The organism is Mariniluteicoccus endophyticus (assembly GCF_054780035.1).
Map to the genome: position 1 here is coordinate 63,680 of NZ_BAAGXC010000017.1, position 13,984 is coordinate 77,663.

Genomic DNA, 13,984 nt, shown 5'->3' on the forward strand with positions numbered 1-13,984 from the left:
CGCTCACTCCCGGCGGGCCAGCACGTGGAGCTGAGTGGCGGTCTCGAGCCAATCCGGGTTCTCGGCGCACGCCAGCTCGAGGCGCAGCAGCGCGTCGAGGTCGTGGGCCGCGTCGCCGACCTGGTCGGACAGCACACCGATGCCGTGCTCGTCCACGACCGTGCACCCGGCCTCGGCCAGCAGACCCAGCAGCGCGGGCCGGTCGAGGAGATCGGCGTCGGAGAGCGTGCGCGAGGCCCCGACGAGGTCACCGACGACGGCCCGCTTGAGCACTTGGCCGTAGCGCTGGGAGATCAGCAGGGACAGCAGGCCTCCGGGGGCGAGTGTGGCGACCATCGTCGCCAGCGCCTCGGCCGTGCCCGGGACCCGGTCGAGCACCCGGTGGCACAGCACGACATCGGCGGATCCCGGCTCGGCCACCTCGGCGAGCGTGGTGGTGTCGCCCTGGACACCGGTGAGGCGGTCACCCAGCCCGAGCTCGGCCGCGCGTCGGGCGGTCGCGGCGAGGGCGTCGGGGCTGGGGTCGACCACGAGCACGCGGTGACCGGCCTCGGCCAGCGCGGCGGACACCCCACCCGTTCCGCCGCCGAGGTCGACGACGCGCAGGCCCTCGCCCTCGCCGGCCAGACCCCTGGTGAGCAGCTCGGCCAGGGCACGCTGAGCGACCGAGCGACGGCGCCCCCGGGACTGGGATGTGGACGGCTCCGTGGTGCGCTGGGACTCCGTGGACATGGTGACCTCCTGGGATCGGACCGGACGGCTTCGTGCGGGCTCCGGGAGAACGGGCTTCGTCGGCGAGCCTAGCGACTGGGTCCGACAGCTTCTCCACGGATCGGAGGATCCGTATGGTTGCTCGGTTTGCCGCGTGGGATGGGCCGCCCTAGGTTGGGCAGGCATCCTCCAACGAACCGGGGCGACACCATGAACCGAACTCTCTGTCTGGCCGCTGCGGCGCTCGCCGCCACGGCGCTCGTCGGCTGCAGCTCGAAGCCCGAACCCGTCACGGTGGCCGGCCCGACCCGGGTGTCGACCCCCACCACCGGCGCGGTCGCCACGACGCCGCCCGCCATGACGGCGGGCCCCTCGGCCTCGACCGACCCGTCGGCCACGCCGATGGCCTCGGCGAGCGTCACCGACGTCAAGGTCACCCAGAGCGGTGACCGCGTCCAGGTCAGCGGCCGGCTCCTCGACGGCGAGCGCCGCCCGATCATCGGCGCCGTCGGCGACTTCTTCCTCGACGGGTCGCCCCAGAACCTCGTGCAGAGCTATGCGACGAAGGAGGACGGGACCTTCTCGGCGACCTTCACCACCCGCGAGCTGCCGCCCGAGGCGACGCTGATGATGCACTACCGCGGGGACTCCACCAATGCCGCGGGGACGTTCCTGATCCGCAAGGGCACGCCGAGGCCCAACAGCGCTCCCCCGACGAGCGCCGCCCCCGCCACGTCCGCCGCGGCGCACCCGGGCGCTCCCACCACCCCGGCACCGGCGGCCTCCGCCCGGGCCGTCGGCTTCACCGACCTCGACGGCAACGGGCAGCCCACGGTCACCGTGACCGGTCAGCAGGCCAAGGTCACCGGCCGGCTCATCACCACCGCCGACGGCCGCCCCGTGCGCAACGCGACCGTCACCTGGAAGGTGGGCAACGACGCCACCGGTCAGGGACAGACCGGCGGCGACGGCGCGTTCGAGCTCACGGTAGAGGCCCCCCAGGGCGCCCACGAGATCGTGCTGGAGTACGCGGGCACCCCCGACCGGTCCCCCGCCACCGTGCGCCTCACGTTCTGACACGTTCATCGGCCCGAGCTCCCCGGGCTCGAGTGCCACAGCTTCCGCGGTGCGCCGGCAGCCCCGGCAACCGGCCCGTCGCCGAGCGCCTGGACCCCACCGGGTCGGATGTCGGCGTACGCGGACTGGCGGAACCCCGACGGGTGGACCAGCACACGACGCGGCTGCGGCGCGTACCCCTCGGGCTGGACGGAGAGCACGTCGCCGACCGCCGCCAGCGCCCGGTCGCGTGAACCGGTGAGCTCGAGTGTCGCCGACCAGGTGTGGAACAACGCGCCCAGGTCCCAGCAGCCCTGCGCGAGCAGCGACGCCCCGCGACGGCCGGTGCGGCGCAGGTCGCCGCGCACCAGCAGCATCCACGAGTCGAACAACGTCTTCGCGTACGGGCCCTGGACGTCCTCGAAGAACGTCGCGTCGACCGGGCCGGTGGTGTCGTCGAGCGTCAGGAACACCACGCGCCGCCCCGACCGCACCGGCGGTGTCTGGGTGGCGACCTTCACACCGGCGACCAGCAGGCCGTGACGACGGCGCGTCTTGAGCAGGTCCTTCGACCACGTGATGTCCAACGCCTCCAGCAACGGGCGGTAGAAGTCGACGACGTGGCGGCTCACGTCGAGCCCGAGCACGTCCAGCTCGGCGCGGACACGCTCGGCATCGGTCATCTCGGGCAGCCCCGACGGCAGGAGCTCGTCGCGCCCGCCGAGGTCGAGCGGGAGCTGGACCTCCTGGGGAGTCGGGCGGGCGGGCGTACGCGCCTGGGCAGCGGCCCGGTCGCGGGGGTCGACCAGGCCGGCACCAGCGCTGCGCGAGATCGGTCGACGCAATCCCCGGGCCCGCGACGCCGCACGCCGGTCGGCCCGCTCGTCGCGCTGGAGGTCGGCCAGGGCGAGCAGCAGGTCGCGGCGCGTCAGCCGGCCGCGCGGCGTGATGTCCTCCGCCCGGCCGATGCCGTGGACCGCATCGAGGCCACCGGCGAGCACGAGCCGCTCCGCGACCGGCGCGCTCACCCGGGCCCGCGACCACAGGTCGGACAGCGAGCTGTAGGGCTGGCCCGCCACGAGGCGGTCGATCTCGGGCTCGCTGATGCCCTTGACGTCGGACAGGGAGAGGCGGATGCCCCAGGCCGGCTCCTCACCTCGTCGCTGCGCTCCTCGCTCGGAGAGCGAGGCATCGGGGTCGAGGCGCTCCACGCGGTAGTCGCGGCCGGAGCGGTTCACGTCGAGGCCCAGCACCTCGACACCGCAGCGGCGTACCTCCTCAAGGACGAGGCGCTTGGGATACATGCCGGGGTCGTGGGTGAGGACACCGGCGAGGAAGTGGGCCGGCCAGTGGGCCTTCAGCCACGCCGACTGATAGGTCGGCAGCGCGAATGCCGCGGCGTGGGCCTTGCAGAACCCGAACGACGCGAACGACGTCAGCACCTGCCAGGCCCGCTCGACGACCGCGTCGGTGTAGCCGCGTTCCCGCGTACGCCGCCGGAACCAGCTCTCCACGTCGCCGATGAGCCCGGTGTCACCCAGCGCACGACGCACCTCGTCGCCCTGGGCGAGCGAGCAGCCCGTCATGGTCGCGACGATCTGGATGATCTGTTCGTGGAACACCACCACCCCTTCGGTCTCGGCGAGGAACGGCTCGAGGTCGGGGTGGATGCGGATCGGTGCGGCGAAACCGTGGCGGGCGTCGAGGAACGGCCGGATCATGTCGGACTTCACCGGCCCGGGCCGGAACAGGGAGATGTCGATGATGATGTCGGTGAAGTCGGCGGGGCCGAACTTGCCGATCAGCTCGCGCTGGCCGGGCGACTCGATCTGGAAGCAGCCCAGCGTGTGGGTGCTGGCGATCAGGTCGTAGGTCTCGGCGTCGGAGAAGTGGTCGTCGGCCAGGGCGTCGAGGTCGATCCGCTCCCCGGTGGTGCGCTCGATCTCGGCGGTCGCGTGAGCCATCGACGACTGCATGCGGATGCCGAGCACGTCGAGCTTCAGCAGGCCGATGTCCTCGACGTCGTCCTTGTCGAACTGGCTCATCGGATAGCCGCCGTGGCTGGCCTCGACCGGGGTGCGGTCGAGCAGGGTCGCGTCGGACAGGATCACCCCGCACGGGTGGAGCGCGACGTGGCGCGGCAGCCCGTCGAGCGACTCGACGAGCTCGAACAGCAGGTCGAGCCGCCGCTCGGCCAGGCCCGCGGCACGCAGCTCGGGCAGGTCACGCAACGCCGCCCGCGCGTCGCGGGCCCGGATGTGCGGGAACGCCTTCGCGATGGCGTCGACCTCGGCCGGTGGCAGGCTCAGCGCCGCACCGACGTCACGGACGGCGTGGCGTACGCGGTAGGTCTCGAGCATCGCCACGCAGGCCACCCGCTCTCCCCCGAAGTCGGCCAGCACGCGCTCGTAGATCTCGGTGCGCCGCGCCGACTCGACGTCGAGGTCGATGTCGGGCAGCGCCTTGCGCAGCGGCGACAGGAAGCGCTCCATGATCAGGCCGTAACGGAGGGGGTCGACGCCGGAGATACCGAGCAGGTAGTTCACCAGCGAACCCGCACCCGAGCCGCGCGCCGCACAGCGGATGCCCATCTCGCGCACCGTGGCGACGACATCGGCGACGGTCAGGAAGTAGGACGCGAACCCCAGCCGGGCGATCACGTCGAGCTCGTCGTCGAGGCGACGGCGTACGCGGTCGTCGGCGTCCCCGTAGCGCCACGCGATGCCGGCCTCGCAGCGCCGTTGCAGCACCTGCTGGGCCGTCGCCCCCTCCTCCACCAGACCGCGGCCGGACAGGACGTCGAGCTCGGGCAGGTGGATCTCGCCAAGACCGAGGTCGGCGCGCGGGTCGAGCCTGCAGCGCATCGCCAGCCGACGGGTGTCGGCGACGAGCCGCTCGGTCCCCCGCTCGTCGCGCCCGCCGCGGCGCGCGACCATCGCGGCGACCTCGAGCATCTGCTTGCCGGGCTTGAGCCATGCCTCGGCGTTGCGCCGGTCGACGTTGCGGGTGTCGAGCGGGACGAGCCGACGCGACGCGTCGAGCACGTCGATCGTCGGGGCCAGCCGCGGCTCGGCCATCCGCACCGCGTTCGTGAGCACCACGGGAACCCGGTGGGCGTCGGCGAGCGACAGCAGCCGGCCGGCCTGGTCGAGCGATCCCACCCCCGAGCCGGGAACCTGGTGGTCGGTCACGGCCACCACGAGGTCGGGCACCGCCGAGCGCCAGCGCAGCAGCACCTCCTCAGCCAGGTCACGCCGGCCGTTCGCCGCGTGGACGCCGAGCTCGGAGTCGGCCCCAAGCACCACCACGAGGTCGCCGGCGGCCGCGGCCTCGACGACCTGGGCCTCCGTCGCCACCGGATCACCACGCTCACCGCTGAGATGGACCGCCGACGTCAGCCGGCACAGCGCCGCCCAGCCCGCGCGCGACGTCGCGTACGCCACCACACGCGGGAGGTTGTGGTCTCGGACGGCGCCACCCTTGGCGGGGGCGGACGCTCGCTCTGCCCTCCCCCTCCAGCTCTCGGAGCGAGACGAGGAGGGCAGCACCGCCAGATCGACCCCCAACACCGGTGCGATGCCGGCCTTCGCACAGGCCTTGGCGAACCGGACCGCACCGTAGAGGCCGTCACGGTCAGTCAGGGCGAGGGTGTCCATGTCGGCGTCGGCCGCCGCGGCGACCAGGTCGGCCGGGTGGGAGGCTCCGTGACGCAACGAGTAGCACGAGGCCACCCGCAGGTGGACGAACGGGTCAACCATGGGCGCGGCTCCCCCGGGCGTGGCGCGTGCACCAGTCCTCGACGACGGCGCAGAAGCGCTCGGCGTCGCGCAGCATGTCGTCGGCCTCGCGCTGGCTGACCAGCGTGCGTACGCCGGCCTCGACGGCCTCCCGGCGGGCGCCCGTGGCCAGGAAGAAGCCGGCCCACTCGGCGAGCTCGGGGGCGACCCGGGCGACGAGCTGCCACGCGCTGTGGCGGCCCGTGGACCGTGGCGACCGTACGGCCAGCACCGCGCTCGTCGCGCGCAGCGCGGCCCGGTGTGCCAGCAGATAACGCTCGGCGGGGTGGTCGGCGAGCTCGGCGGCGACCAGGTCGCCGCGGACGAACCCCGTGGTCGAGATCTCGGGCGGGAAGTCCTCACGCATCGTCGTCACCTCAGTCGAGGACCCCGGCGAGCCGCCACTCGCCGGAGGACAGCCGATGGGTCAGGACGAACACGCCGGAGCGCTCCCCCAGCTCGGGGTCGACGCCGCGCGGCACGTCGACGTGGCGCCCGGCGGCGACGCGCCAGGTCTCGCGCTCGTCGAGGAGGTCGGCCTCGGGATCGGGGTCGACGCCGCCGCTGCGGACGGCCGTGGCCGCCGGGGAGTCCCACCAGGCACCGGTGGTCACCACGCGGGACTCGATCTCGAAGACGGTCCACACACGGTGGCGCCAGCGGAACGCGGCGGGGCCCTCGACGGCCCCGACCAGCCCCGGGCGGACTTCGATGGGTTCTTCGTAGACGCGCATGGACACTCCCCGTGGTCACCTCGGACACCGACATGAAGCACTCGACCCGGGAGAGCCCGGCGGGAGGGGTCGAGGTCTCCCGCCGGGCTGGCCCTGCTGTCCGCCCACCCGTGCATGATCGGCTCTTCCCCAAGCGCCGATCGAACAGGTGTTCGAACAGGAAGAACTATAGGCGACACCTCCGACGATTCGTCAAGACGAGGCAAGATCCCCACACCGCGCGCGCACAACTGGCCTCCGCGCCGCGCCTCGACTAGGGTCGGGTCAAGAGTTGACATCGCTTAACTTTCCGGAGGACCCCTTGGCCGTCGCCCAGGAGCTCGTCGATCGCGTACGCCTACCCCTGCTGCTGGGGCCGGCCTTCGTCGCCGCCGTCGCGTACGTCGACCCGGGCAACGTCGCCGCGAACCTCACCGCCGGGGCGCAGCACGGGCACCTGCTGGTGTGGGTCCTGGTCGTCGCCAATGCGATGGCCGTGCTGATCCAGTACCTGTCGGCGAAGCTCGGGTTGGTCACCGGACGCAGCCTCCCCGAGCTCGTCGGTGAGCGCTGGCCGCTGGCCGCGCGGCTCGCCTACTGGGGCCAGGCCGAGCTCGTCGCGATCGCGACCGACATCGCCGAGGTGATCGGCGGAGCGGTCGGCCTCCACCTGCTCGTCGGTCTCCCGCTGTGGCTCGGCGGCCTGGTGATGGGCGTGGTGTCGATGGCGCTGCTGATGCTGCAGACCCACGGCCAGCGCCGGTTCGAGGTCGCGATCGGTGGCCTGCTGGGAGTCATCGTCGTCGGCTTCCTCACCGGCCTGTTCGTGACGCCGGTCGACTGGGCCGGCGTGGCGGGCGGCCTGATCCCCCGGTTCGACGGCACGGGAACGGTGCTGCTGGCCGCGTCGATGCTGGGGGCGACCGTGATGCCCCACGCGATCTACCTGCACTCGTCGCTGGTGCGCGACCGCCACCACTCGTCGGCGCACGACCCGCGTCTCCCCCGCCTGCTGCGGGCCACCCGGTGGGACGTCCTGCTGTCGCTGGCGATCGCGGGCACGGTCAACATCGGCATGATCGTCCTCGCGGCCACGGCGCTGCAGGGCGCCTCCGGAACCGACACCCTCGAGGGGGCGCACGTCGCGCTGTCTGCCGCACTGGGGCCCGTGGTCGCCGCGGTGTTCGCCGTGGGCCTGGTCACCTCGGGGCTCGCATCCACCTCGGTCGGCGCCTACGCCGGCTCCGAGCTGATGGCGGGCCTGCTGCGCGTACGCCTCCCCCTGTGGGTGCGGCGGGCGGTCTCGCTCGTGCCGGCACTGGTCGTGCTCGCCGCGGGCATCGAGCCGACGTGGGCGCTGATCCTGTCGCAGGTGGTGCTGAGCATCGGCATCCCGTTCGCGGTGGTGCCGCTGCTGCTGCTCACCGGCGACCGCGGGCTGATGGGTACGCATGTGAACATCCGCCCGGTCGCTGTCGTCGCCTGGGTCGTCGTGACGCTGGTGATCGCGCTCAACGCCGTCCTCGTCGTGCTGACGCTCGGGGGTGCCTGATGGTCGAACCCGTCGACACCCCGGGCGCCACCGCGCTGGAGCTGCTGGCCACGATCTGGAAGGCCACCGAGTGGGGCGGCCCGCCCATCACCACCAAGGGACTGGCCGAACGCACCGGCACGACCCAGGCCAACGTGTCGGCTGCACTGCGTCGGCTCGCCGACCAGGGCTACGTGACCCGCGAAGCCTATCGACCGGTGGCCCTGACCGCCGCGGGTACGCGGCTCGCCGTCCGGCAGGTGCGGCGTCACCGCGTCCTGGAGACGTGGCTGGTCGACGAGCTGGGGTACGGCTGGGGCGAGGTCCACGCCGAGGCGGAACGCCTCGACCACGCCGTGTCCGACCTGCTGGTCGACCGCCTCGCCGCACGGCTGGGCGACCCCGCCACCGACCCGCACGGCGACCCCATCCCCACCACGGACGGGGCGGTGACCCGCCCGGCCGCCGCCACCACGCTGGCGGCTGCGCCACCCGGCCCGTGGGAGGTGCGTCGCGTCGACGACGCGTGCCCGCACGCGTTGCAGATGCTGCTCGCGCACGACCTGGGGCCCGGCACCCGGGTCGAGGTGCTGGCCACCCGCAGGGGGCGCGTACGCCTGCTCGTCGGGGGCCGCCACATCACCGCCGGCCACGAGGCCGACCACGTCTGGGGCGTGGCGCCCTGACGCCCGAAGCAGGAAATCTGCACCATCCACACCGACCAGCTGCTGGTCGCCCGCAACGCCCTCACCGACGACCTCGTCTGATATGCCCCACGCAGGAACGATGGCCTGCTCCATACCGCGTGGTCGCGTCCCGGCGGCCAGGTCGCTGTGGCGACGCTGTCGGGCGAGATCGTGCTCGTCGACGGGCGCACCGGCACCCGCCTGTGACAGGCCGATGTCAGCTGGTGGGGGCACGCGTGATGCAGACCGTCGAGACGATCGGCCCGCAGACCGTGGGCGTTGCCCTGCGCCGCCTGGCAGTGGTCACGCTGGTGGCCGCGGCGCTGCCGGCCGGCGTACGCGTCCCGCGGTCGCCCCGCAGCGGTGACGCTCCTCGTCTCGCTGTCGCTCGCTCGGAGAGCAGAGAGGCAGGAGACTGGCGCTCGCACGAAGACCAAGGGGCGCACCCGCGCGGAGACCAAAGCGCGCGCTCGGAGACGGGGCGGTGGAAGCGGCGAAACAGAAAGGAACGCCGGGCCCCCGAAGGGGCCCGGCGTTCCCACCAAGGGGACGGCGCCAACCGCTCAGACGGGGCTGTGCGGGCTGCGCGGGGTCGGGATGCGGCGGGGGGTCATCGCGTCGGACGACTCCGCCTCGTCGGCCGACACGTCGCGGTCGGGGGCATGGGTCTTGCAGAGGTAACGGACGTAGGCCGGGATCGTGAGGAAGGTCGGGTAGTCCTCCTCGAGGGCGACCTCCTCGAACAGCTCGCGGGCCAGGTCGAACTTGTCGCCGTCGAAGCGCTCAAGCTTGTCGAACTCCTCGCCGATGATGTCGGCGACCCACTCGCCGGTGATGGTGCGGCCGTCGTCGGTCTTCGACTCGGCGTAGATCCACTGCCAGATCTGCGAGCGCGAGATCTCGGCGGTGGCGGCGTCCTCCATCAGGTTGTTGATCGCGGCCGCGCCGTTGCCGCGGAGCCACGACTCGATGTAGCGGATGCCGACCTCGACGTTGGTACGCACGCCCTGCTCGGAGATGGAGGAGCCGGGGATCTCCAGGTCGATGAGGGCGCGGTCGTCGGGCTGGACGTCCTCGCGGAGGCGGTCGATCTGGTTGGGCTTGTCGCCGAGGACCGAGTCGAACACCTCGCGGCAGACGGGCACCAGGTCGGGGTGGGCGACCCAGGAGCCGTCGAAGCCGTCGTTGGACTCGCGGGTCTTGTCGGCGCGGACCTGCTCGAGCGCACGCTCGGTGGCGTCTGGGTCGCGGCGGTTCGGGATGAACGCGCTCATGCCGCCGATGGCGTGCGCCCCCCGGCGGTGGCAGGCGCGGACGAGCTGCTCGGTGTAGGCGCGCATGAACGGCGTGGTCATGGTGACCTGCGAGCGGTCGGGCAGCACGAAGCGCGGGCCGCGCTTACGGAAGTTCTTGATGACCGAGAAGATGTAGTCCCAGCGGCCGGCGTTGAGACCGCCCGAGTGCTCGCGCAGCTCGTAGAGGATCTCCTCCATCTCGAACGCCGCGGTGATCGTCTCGATGAGCACGGTGGCGCGGATGGTGCCCTGCGGGATGCCGAGGGCGTCCTGCGCGGCGACGAAGATGTCGTTCCACAGGCGGGCCTCCTGGTGCGACTCGGTCTTCGGCAGGTAGAAGTACGGGCCGCGGCCGCGCTCGATGACCTCCTTCGCGTTGTGGAAGAAGTACAGGCCGAAGTCGACGACGCCACCGGCCATGGGGTGGCCGTCGACGAAGACGTGCTTCTCGGCGAGGTGCCAGCCGCGGGGACGCATGACGATGGTGGGCGTCTGCTCGGCGGTGACCTTGTACTCCTTGCCCCCGGGCGAGGTGAACTCGATCTGGCCGCGAATGGCGTCGCGCAGGTTCACCTGGCCGCCGATCATGTTCTGCCAGGACGGCGTGTTGGCGTCCTCCTGGTCGGCGAGCCAGACCCTGGCGCCGGAGTTCATGGCGTTGATGGTCATCTTGCGGTCGGTCGGACCGGTGATCTCGACGCGGCGGTCCTCGAGGCCGGGGCCGATGGGCGCGACCTTCCAGGAATCGTCCTCGCGGATGTGGCGGGTCTCCTCCAGAAACTTCGGGTCCTTGCCGGAGGCGATCTCGTTGCGGCGCTCGCGGCGGGCGTGGAGCAGCTCCTGGCGGCGGTCGTGGGCCACGTCGTGGAGCTTGACGAGGAACTCCAGGGCCTCGGGGGTCAGGACCTCGTCCTGTTGTGGGTGCGGATGGGCGGCGCGGACCTTGATGCGATCCAGGGCCGTGCCGGTCGTCGTTGACTCAGTCATTGCACTTGTCCCTTCCTGGGATGTGTTCGGGTGCGGCCGCGCGAGGCGCGTGTCCGGGAAAGTTCTTGGGTGGGCCGAGGCCTCGAGGAGGAACCCTGAGCCTCTGCGAGGAGGTCCGCACGAGCGTGAGCGGACCCCCTCGCGAGCGTCGGTCAGGCGTGCCCCTTGCCTGGAGGCCCGAGCGAGCCAGCGCACGCCTTCACAGCGAACCGGGGCTCACAGCGAAGGTCGCATACGCTGCGCGAGCGAGGGCTGAAGGCAAGGGACTCAGCGCGCCGGGCGCGAGCGAGACCGATCAGTGGAACTGGGCGGTCTCCGTCGAGCCGGCGAGCGCGGTGGTCGAGGACTCGGGGTTGACGGCCTGGGCGATGGCGTCGAAGTAGCCGGTGCCGACCTCACGCTGGTGCTTGGTCGCGGTGTAGCCACGATCCTCGGCGGCGAACTCGGCCTCCTGCAGCTCGACGTAGGCCTTCATCTGCTGGCGGGCGTAGCCGTGGGCGAGGTCGAACATCGAGTAGTTGAGGGCGTGGAAGCCGGCCAGCGTGATGAACTGGAACTTGTAGCCCATGGCGCCAAGCTCGCGCTGGAACTTCGCGATGGTGTCGTCGTCGAGGTGCTTCTTCCAGTTGAAGGACGGCGAGCAGTTGTACGCCAGCATCTGGTCGGGGTGCGTCTCGTGGATCGCGTCGGCGAACTTCTTGGCGAGCTCGAGGTCGGGCGTGCCGGTCTCCATCCACAGCAGGTCGGCGTACTCGGCGTACGCGCGGCCGCGGGCGATGCAGGGCTCGATGCCGTTCTTCACCTTGTAGAAGCCCTCGCCGGTGCGCTCACCGGTGATGAACTCCTGGTCGCGCTCGTCGACGTCGGAGGTGATGAGCGTGGCGGCCTCGGCGTCGGTGCGGGCGATGATGAGCGACGGGGTGCCCGCGACGTCCGCGGCGAGACGTGCGGCGTTGAGGGTGCGCTCGTGCTGCTTGGTGGGGATGAGCACCTTGCCGCCGAGGTGGCCGCACTTCTTCTCGGAGGCGAGCTGGTCCTCCCAGTGCACGCCGGAGGCACCGGCGGCGATCATGGCCTTCATGAGCTCGTAGGCGTTGAGCGGGCCACCGAAACCGGCCTCGGCGTCGGCGACGATCGGGACGAGCCACTCGTCGACGGACTGGATGCCCTCGGCGCACTCGATCTGGTCGGCGCGGAGGAGGGCGTTGTTGATGCGGCGCACGACCTGCGGCACGGAGTTGGCCGGGTAGAGCGACTGGTCGGGGTAGGTGTGGCCCGACAGGTTCGCATCTGCGGCGACCTGCCAGCCGGAGAGGTAGATGGCCTTGAGACCGGCCTTGACCTGCTGGACGGCCTGGTTGCCGGTCAGCGCGCCGAGGGAGTTGACGAAGTCCTCGGTGTGGAGCTTCTCCCACAACTGCTCGGCGCCGCGGCGGGCCAGCGTGTGCTCCTCCTGGACGCGGCCGCGCAGGCGGACGACGTCGGCGGCGGTGTAGTCACGACGAACACCCTTCCAGCGGGGGTTCTCGTTCCAGTCCTGCTCGAGCTGCTCGGCGGTCATGGGAACGTTGTTGGTCATAGCGTGCTCCTTCTCCTCATCGAGATAGCTGGCGGTCACCCGCCCCTTGGTGACATCAACTCTGCGCGAAGAACGTCACGAAGTGGAGAGGATCAAAGGTGGAATAAATAAAGAATTTCACTACACTGGAAGAGTGACTGGATCCGACTGGCAGCTGGAGCGCAACCACCCTGAACCGGAGTCGGTTTTCGGCCCCTTTTCACTCGGACGCAGGCTGCGTGAGCTGCGCAAGGAGCGAGATCTCACTCTCTCGGAGGTGAGCGAGATGACCGGTCTGGCCTCGTCCCACCTGTCGATGCTGGAGAACGGCAAGCGCGAGGCGAAGGTATCGGTTCTTCAGAAGCTGGCGGCGGCGTACGACGTCACGATCGACGACTTCCTCAACGAGGTGCCGAGCAGGCGCACGATGCTGGAGATCGAGCTCGAGAAGGCGATGCGCTCCCCGCTGGCCCAGCAGCGCGGGCTCCCCCGCGTACGCATCTCGCCGCGCATGCCGATGGACGTGCTGGAGGCGCTGGTGAAGCTCCACCGCGAGCTGGCCCGCCAGGCGGAGGAGCACATGGCGACGCCGGAGGAGGCGCGGCGCGCGAACACCCAGCTGCGCGCGGAGATGAAGGCGCGTGACAACTACTTCCCCGAGCTCGAGGAGCAGGCGGCGGCGCTGCTGAAGAAGGTCGGTTACCGCAGCGGTCCCCTGTCCCAGCACGAGATCGGCGCGATCACCAGCCATCTGGGCTTCACGCTCCACCACGTGGGCGACCTGCCCCACTCGACGCGCTCGGTGACCGACCTGAAGCAGATGCGCATCTACCTGCCGCGCTCGACCGGCGGCGACCAGGACCCGCGCTCGGTGCTGCTGCAGGCGCTGGGTCACCACGTGCTGGGCCACGGCACCCCGGAGTCGTACGGCGAGTTCCTGCGCCAGCGCATCGAGACGAACTACTTCGCCGCGGCGCTGCTGATGCCGGAGTCGTCGACGGTGCAGTTCCTGGCCCAGGCCAAGCGCGATAAGCAGCTGTCGGTCGAGGACCTGCGCGACTCGTACGCGGTGTCGTACGAGGCGGCGAGCCACCGGATCACGAACCTCATCACCCACCACCTCGACATCCCCGTCCACTTCCAGAAGGTCCACGAGTCGGGGATCATCTACAAGGCCTACGAGAACGACGGGGTGACGTTCCCCGCCGACCACACCGGAGCCATCGAGGGCCAGCCGGTGTGCCGGTTCTGGACGAGCCGCCAGGTGTTCGACGTGGAGGACAAGTTCAACGCGTTCGATCAATACACCGACACCCCCTCGGGCACGTTCTGGTGCACCGCGCGCGTGGAGAAGGCGTTCTCGACGTGCATCGGCGTCCCCTACGTCCACGCCAAGTGGTTCCGCGGCCGGGGGACGAAGGAGCGCTCCCGTTCGCGCTGCCCCGACCTGGCGTGCTGCCGCCGCCCGCCGGCCGAGCTGGCGCGCACATGGTCGGGCAAGGCATGGCCCTCGGCCCGCGCCCACTCCCACCTGCTCGCCGCGCTGCCCCCGGGTGCGTTCCCGGGCGTCGACGAGACCGAGGTCTACGAGTTCCTTTCGTCCCACTCCTGAGCCGCCAGGAATCGTGGCGGTGGTGGGTCTCGTCTCGATGGCCGCGGTGTTCCCGATCC

At 71.3% G+C, this 13,984-nt stretch carries 10 protein-coding genes; 4 read left to right on the forward strand and 6 right to left on the reverse strand.

Annotated elements, in window-relative coordinates:
• Positions 1–3 precede the first annotated feature (3 nt).
• The gene (locus tag ACYVGD_RS07540; protein ID WP_460742603.1) at positions 4–732 is read right to left on the reverse strand and encodes a methyltransferase; all 729 of its coding nucleotides are present in this window, start codon (positions 730–732) and stop codon (positions 4–6) included.
• 189 nt (positions 733–921) lie between these two features.
• Between ACYVGD_RS07540 and ACYVGD_RS07545 the strand changes: the two genes are divergently transcribed.
• Positions 922–1,788: a hypothetical protein gene (locus ACYVGD_RS07545; protein WP_460742604.1), complete on the forward strand. Its 867-nt coding sequence runs from the start codon at positions 922–924 to the stop codon at positions 1,786–1,788.
• Between the two features lie 5 nt (positions 1,789–1,793).
• Here the strand turns inward: ACYVGD_RS07545 and ACYVGD_RS07550 are convergent, their stop codons facing one another.
• Genes ACYVGD_RS07550 through ACYVGD_RS07560 form a run of 3 tightly spaced genes read right to left on the reverse strand, consistent with a single transcriptional unit; the run spans position 1,794 to position 6,277 of the window.
• Positions 1,794–5,525 carry a DNA polymerase III subunit alpha gene (locus ACYVGD_RS07550; protein WP_460742606.1) on the reverse strand — a complete coding sequence of 1,244 codons (3,732 nt, stop codon included), beginning with the start codon at positions 5,523–5,525 and terminating at the stop codon, positions 1,794–1,796.
• Entirely contained in the window at positions 5,518–5,910 is a 393-nt protein-coding gene (locus ACYVGD_RS07555) for an SAV_6107 family HEPN domain-containing protein (protein WP_460742608.1), read from the reverse strand. The genes ACYVGD_RS07550 and ACYVGD_RS07555 overlap by 8 nt, the downstream gene beginning before the upstream one ends.
• A 10-nt stretch (positions 5,911–5,920) precedes the next feature.
• Complete coding sequence (locus ACYVGD_RS07560; RefSeq protein WP_460742609.1) at positions 5,921–6,277, reverse strand: DUF6504 family protein; 357 nt, start codon at positions 6,275–6,277, stop codon at positions 5,921–5,923.
• A gap of 301 nt (positions 6,278–6,578) precedes the next feature.
• Between ACYVGD_RS07560 and ACYVGD_RS07565 the strand changes: the two genes are divergently transcribed.
• Together ACYVGD_RS07565 and ACYVGD_RS07570 are read left to right on the forward strand one after the other, a co-directional pair.
• Positions 6,579–7,808, forward strand: a complete 1,230-nt coding sequence (locus ACYVGD_RS07565) for an Nramp family divalent metal transporter (protein WP_460742611.1) — start codon at positions 6,579–6,581, stop codon at positions 7,806–7,808.
• The gene (locus ACYVGD_RS07570) at positions 7,808–8,473 is read left to right on the forward strand and encodes a metal-dependent transcriptional regulator (RefSeq protein ID WP_460742613.1); all 666 of its coding nucleotides are present in this window, start codon (positions 7,808–7,810) and stop codon (positions 8,471–8,473) included. Before ACYVGD_RS07565 ends, ACYVGD_RS07570 begins: the two co-directional genes overlap by 1 nt.
• Positions 8,474–9,036: 563 nt before the next feature.
• On the opposite strand, the gene aceB is transcribed toward ACYVGD_RS07570, so the two are convergent.
• Together aceB and aceA are read right to left on the reverse strand one after the other, a co-directional pair.
• Positions 9,037–10,755: a malate synthase A gene (aceB, locus tag ACYVGD_RS07575; protein WP_460742615.1), complete on the reverse strand. Its 1,719-nt coding sequence runs from the start codon at positions 10,753–10,755 to the stop codon at positions 9,037–9,039.
• 295 nt (positions 10,756–11,050) lie between these two features.
• Positions 11,051–12,334, reverse strand: coding sequence for an isocitrate lyase (gene aceA, locus ACYVGD_RS07580; RefSeq protein WP_460742616.1), 1,284 nt, complete (start codon positions 12,332–12,334; stop codon positions 11,051–11,053).
• A 133-nt stretch (positions 12,335–12,467) separates the two neighbouring features.
• Here aceA and ACYVGD_RS07585 point away from each other — a divergent pair, with 133 nt between their 5' ends.
• Positions 12,468–13,925 carry a helix-turn-helix domain-containing protein gene (locus ACYVGD_RS07585; protein WP_460742617.1) on the forward strand — a complete coding sequence of 486 codons (1,458 nt, stop codon included), beginning with the start codon at positions 12,468–12,470 and terminating at the stop codon, positions 13,923–13,925.
• The last annotated feature ends 59 nt before the right edge of the window (positions 13,926–13,984 follow it).

What these genes read in the sequence shown, in the direction of transcription:
- ACYVGD_RS07550 (WP_460742606.1), bottom strand. Translation starts at nt 5,525, where the DNA reads ATGGTTGACCCGTTCGTCCACCTGCGGGTGGCCTCGTGCTACTCGTTG.
- ACYVGD_RS07555 (WP_460742608.1), bottom strand. Translation starts at nt 5,910, where the DNA reads ATGCGTGAGGACTTCCCGCCCGAGATCTCGACCACGGGGTTCGTCCGC.
- ACYVGD_RS07560 (WP_460742609.1), bottom strand. Translation starts at nt 6,277, where the DNA reads ATGCGCGTCTACGAAGAACCCATCGAAGTCCGCCCGGGGCTGGTCGGG.
- ACYVGD_RS07545 (WP_460742604.1), top strand. Translation starts at nt 922, where the DNA reads ATGAACCGAACTCTCTGTCTGGCCGCTGCGGCGCTCGCCGCCACGGCG.
- aceA (WP_460742616.1), bottom strand. Translation starts at nt 12,334, where the DNA reads ATGACCAACAACGTTCCCATGACCGCCGAGCAGCTCGAGCAGGACTGG.
- ACYVGD_RS07540 (WP_460742603.1), bottom strand. Translation starts at nt 732, where the DNA reads ATGTCCACGGAGTCCCAGCGCACCACGGAGCCGTCCACATCCCAGTCC.
- ACYVGD_RS07570 (WP_460742613.1), top strand. Translation starts at nt 7,808, where the DNA reads ATGGTCGAACCCGTCGACACCCCGGGCGCCACCGCGCTGGAGCTGCTG.
- aceB (WP_460742615.1), bottom strand. Translation starts at nt 10,755, where the DNA reads ATGACTGAGTCAACGACGACCGGCACGGCCCTGGATCGCATCAAGGTC.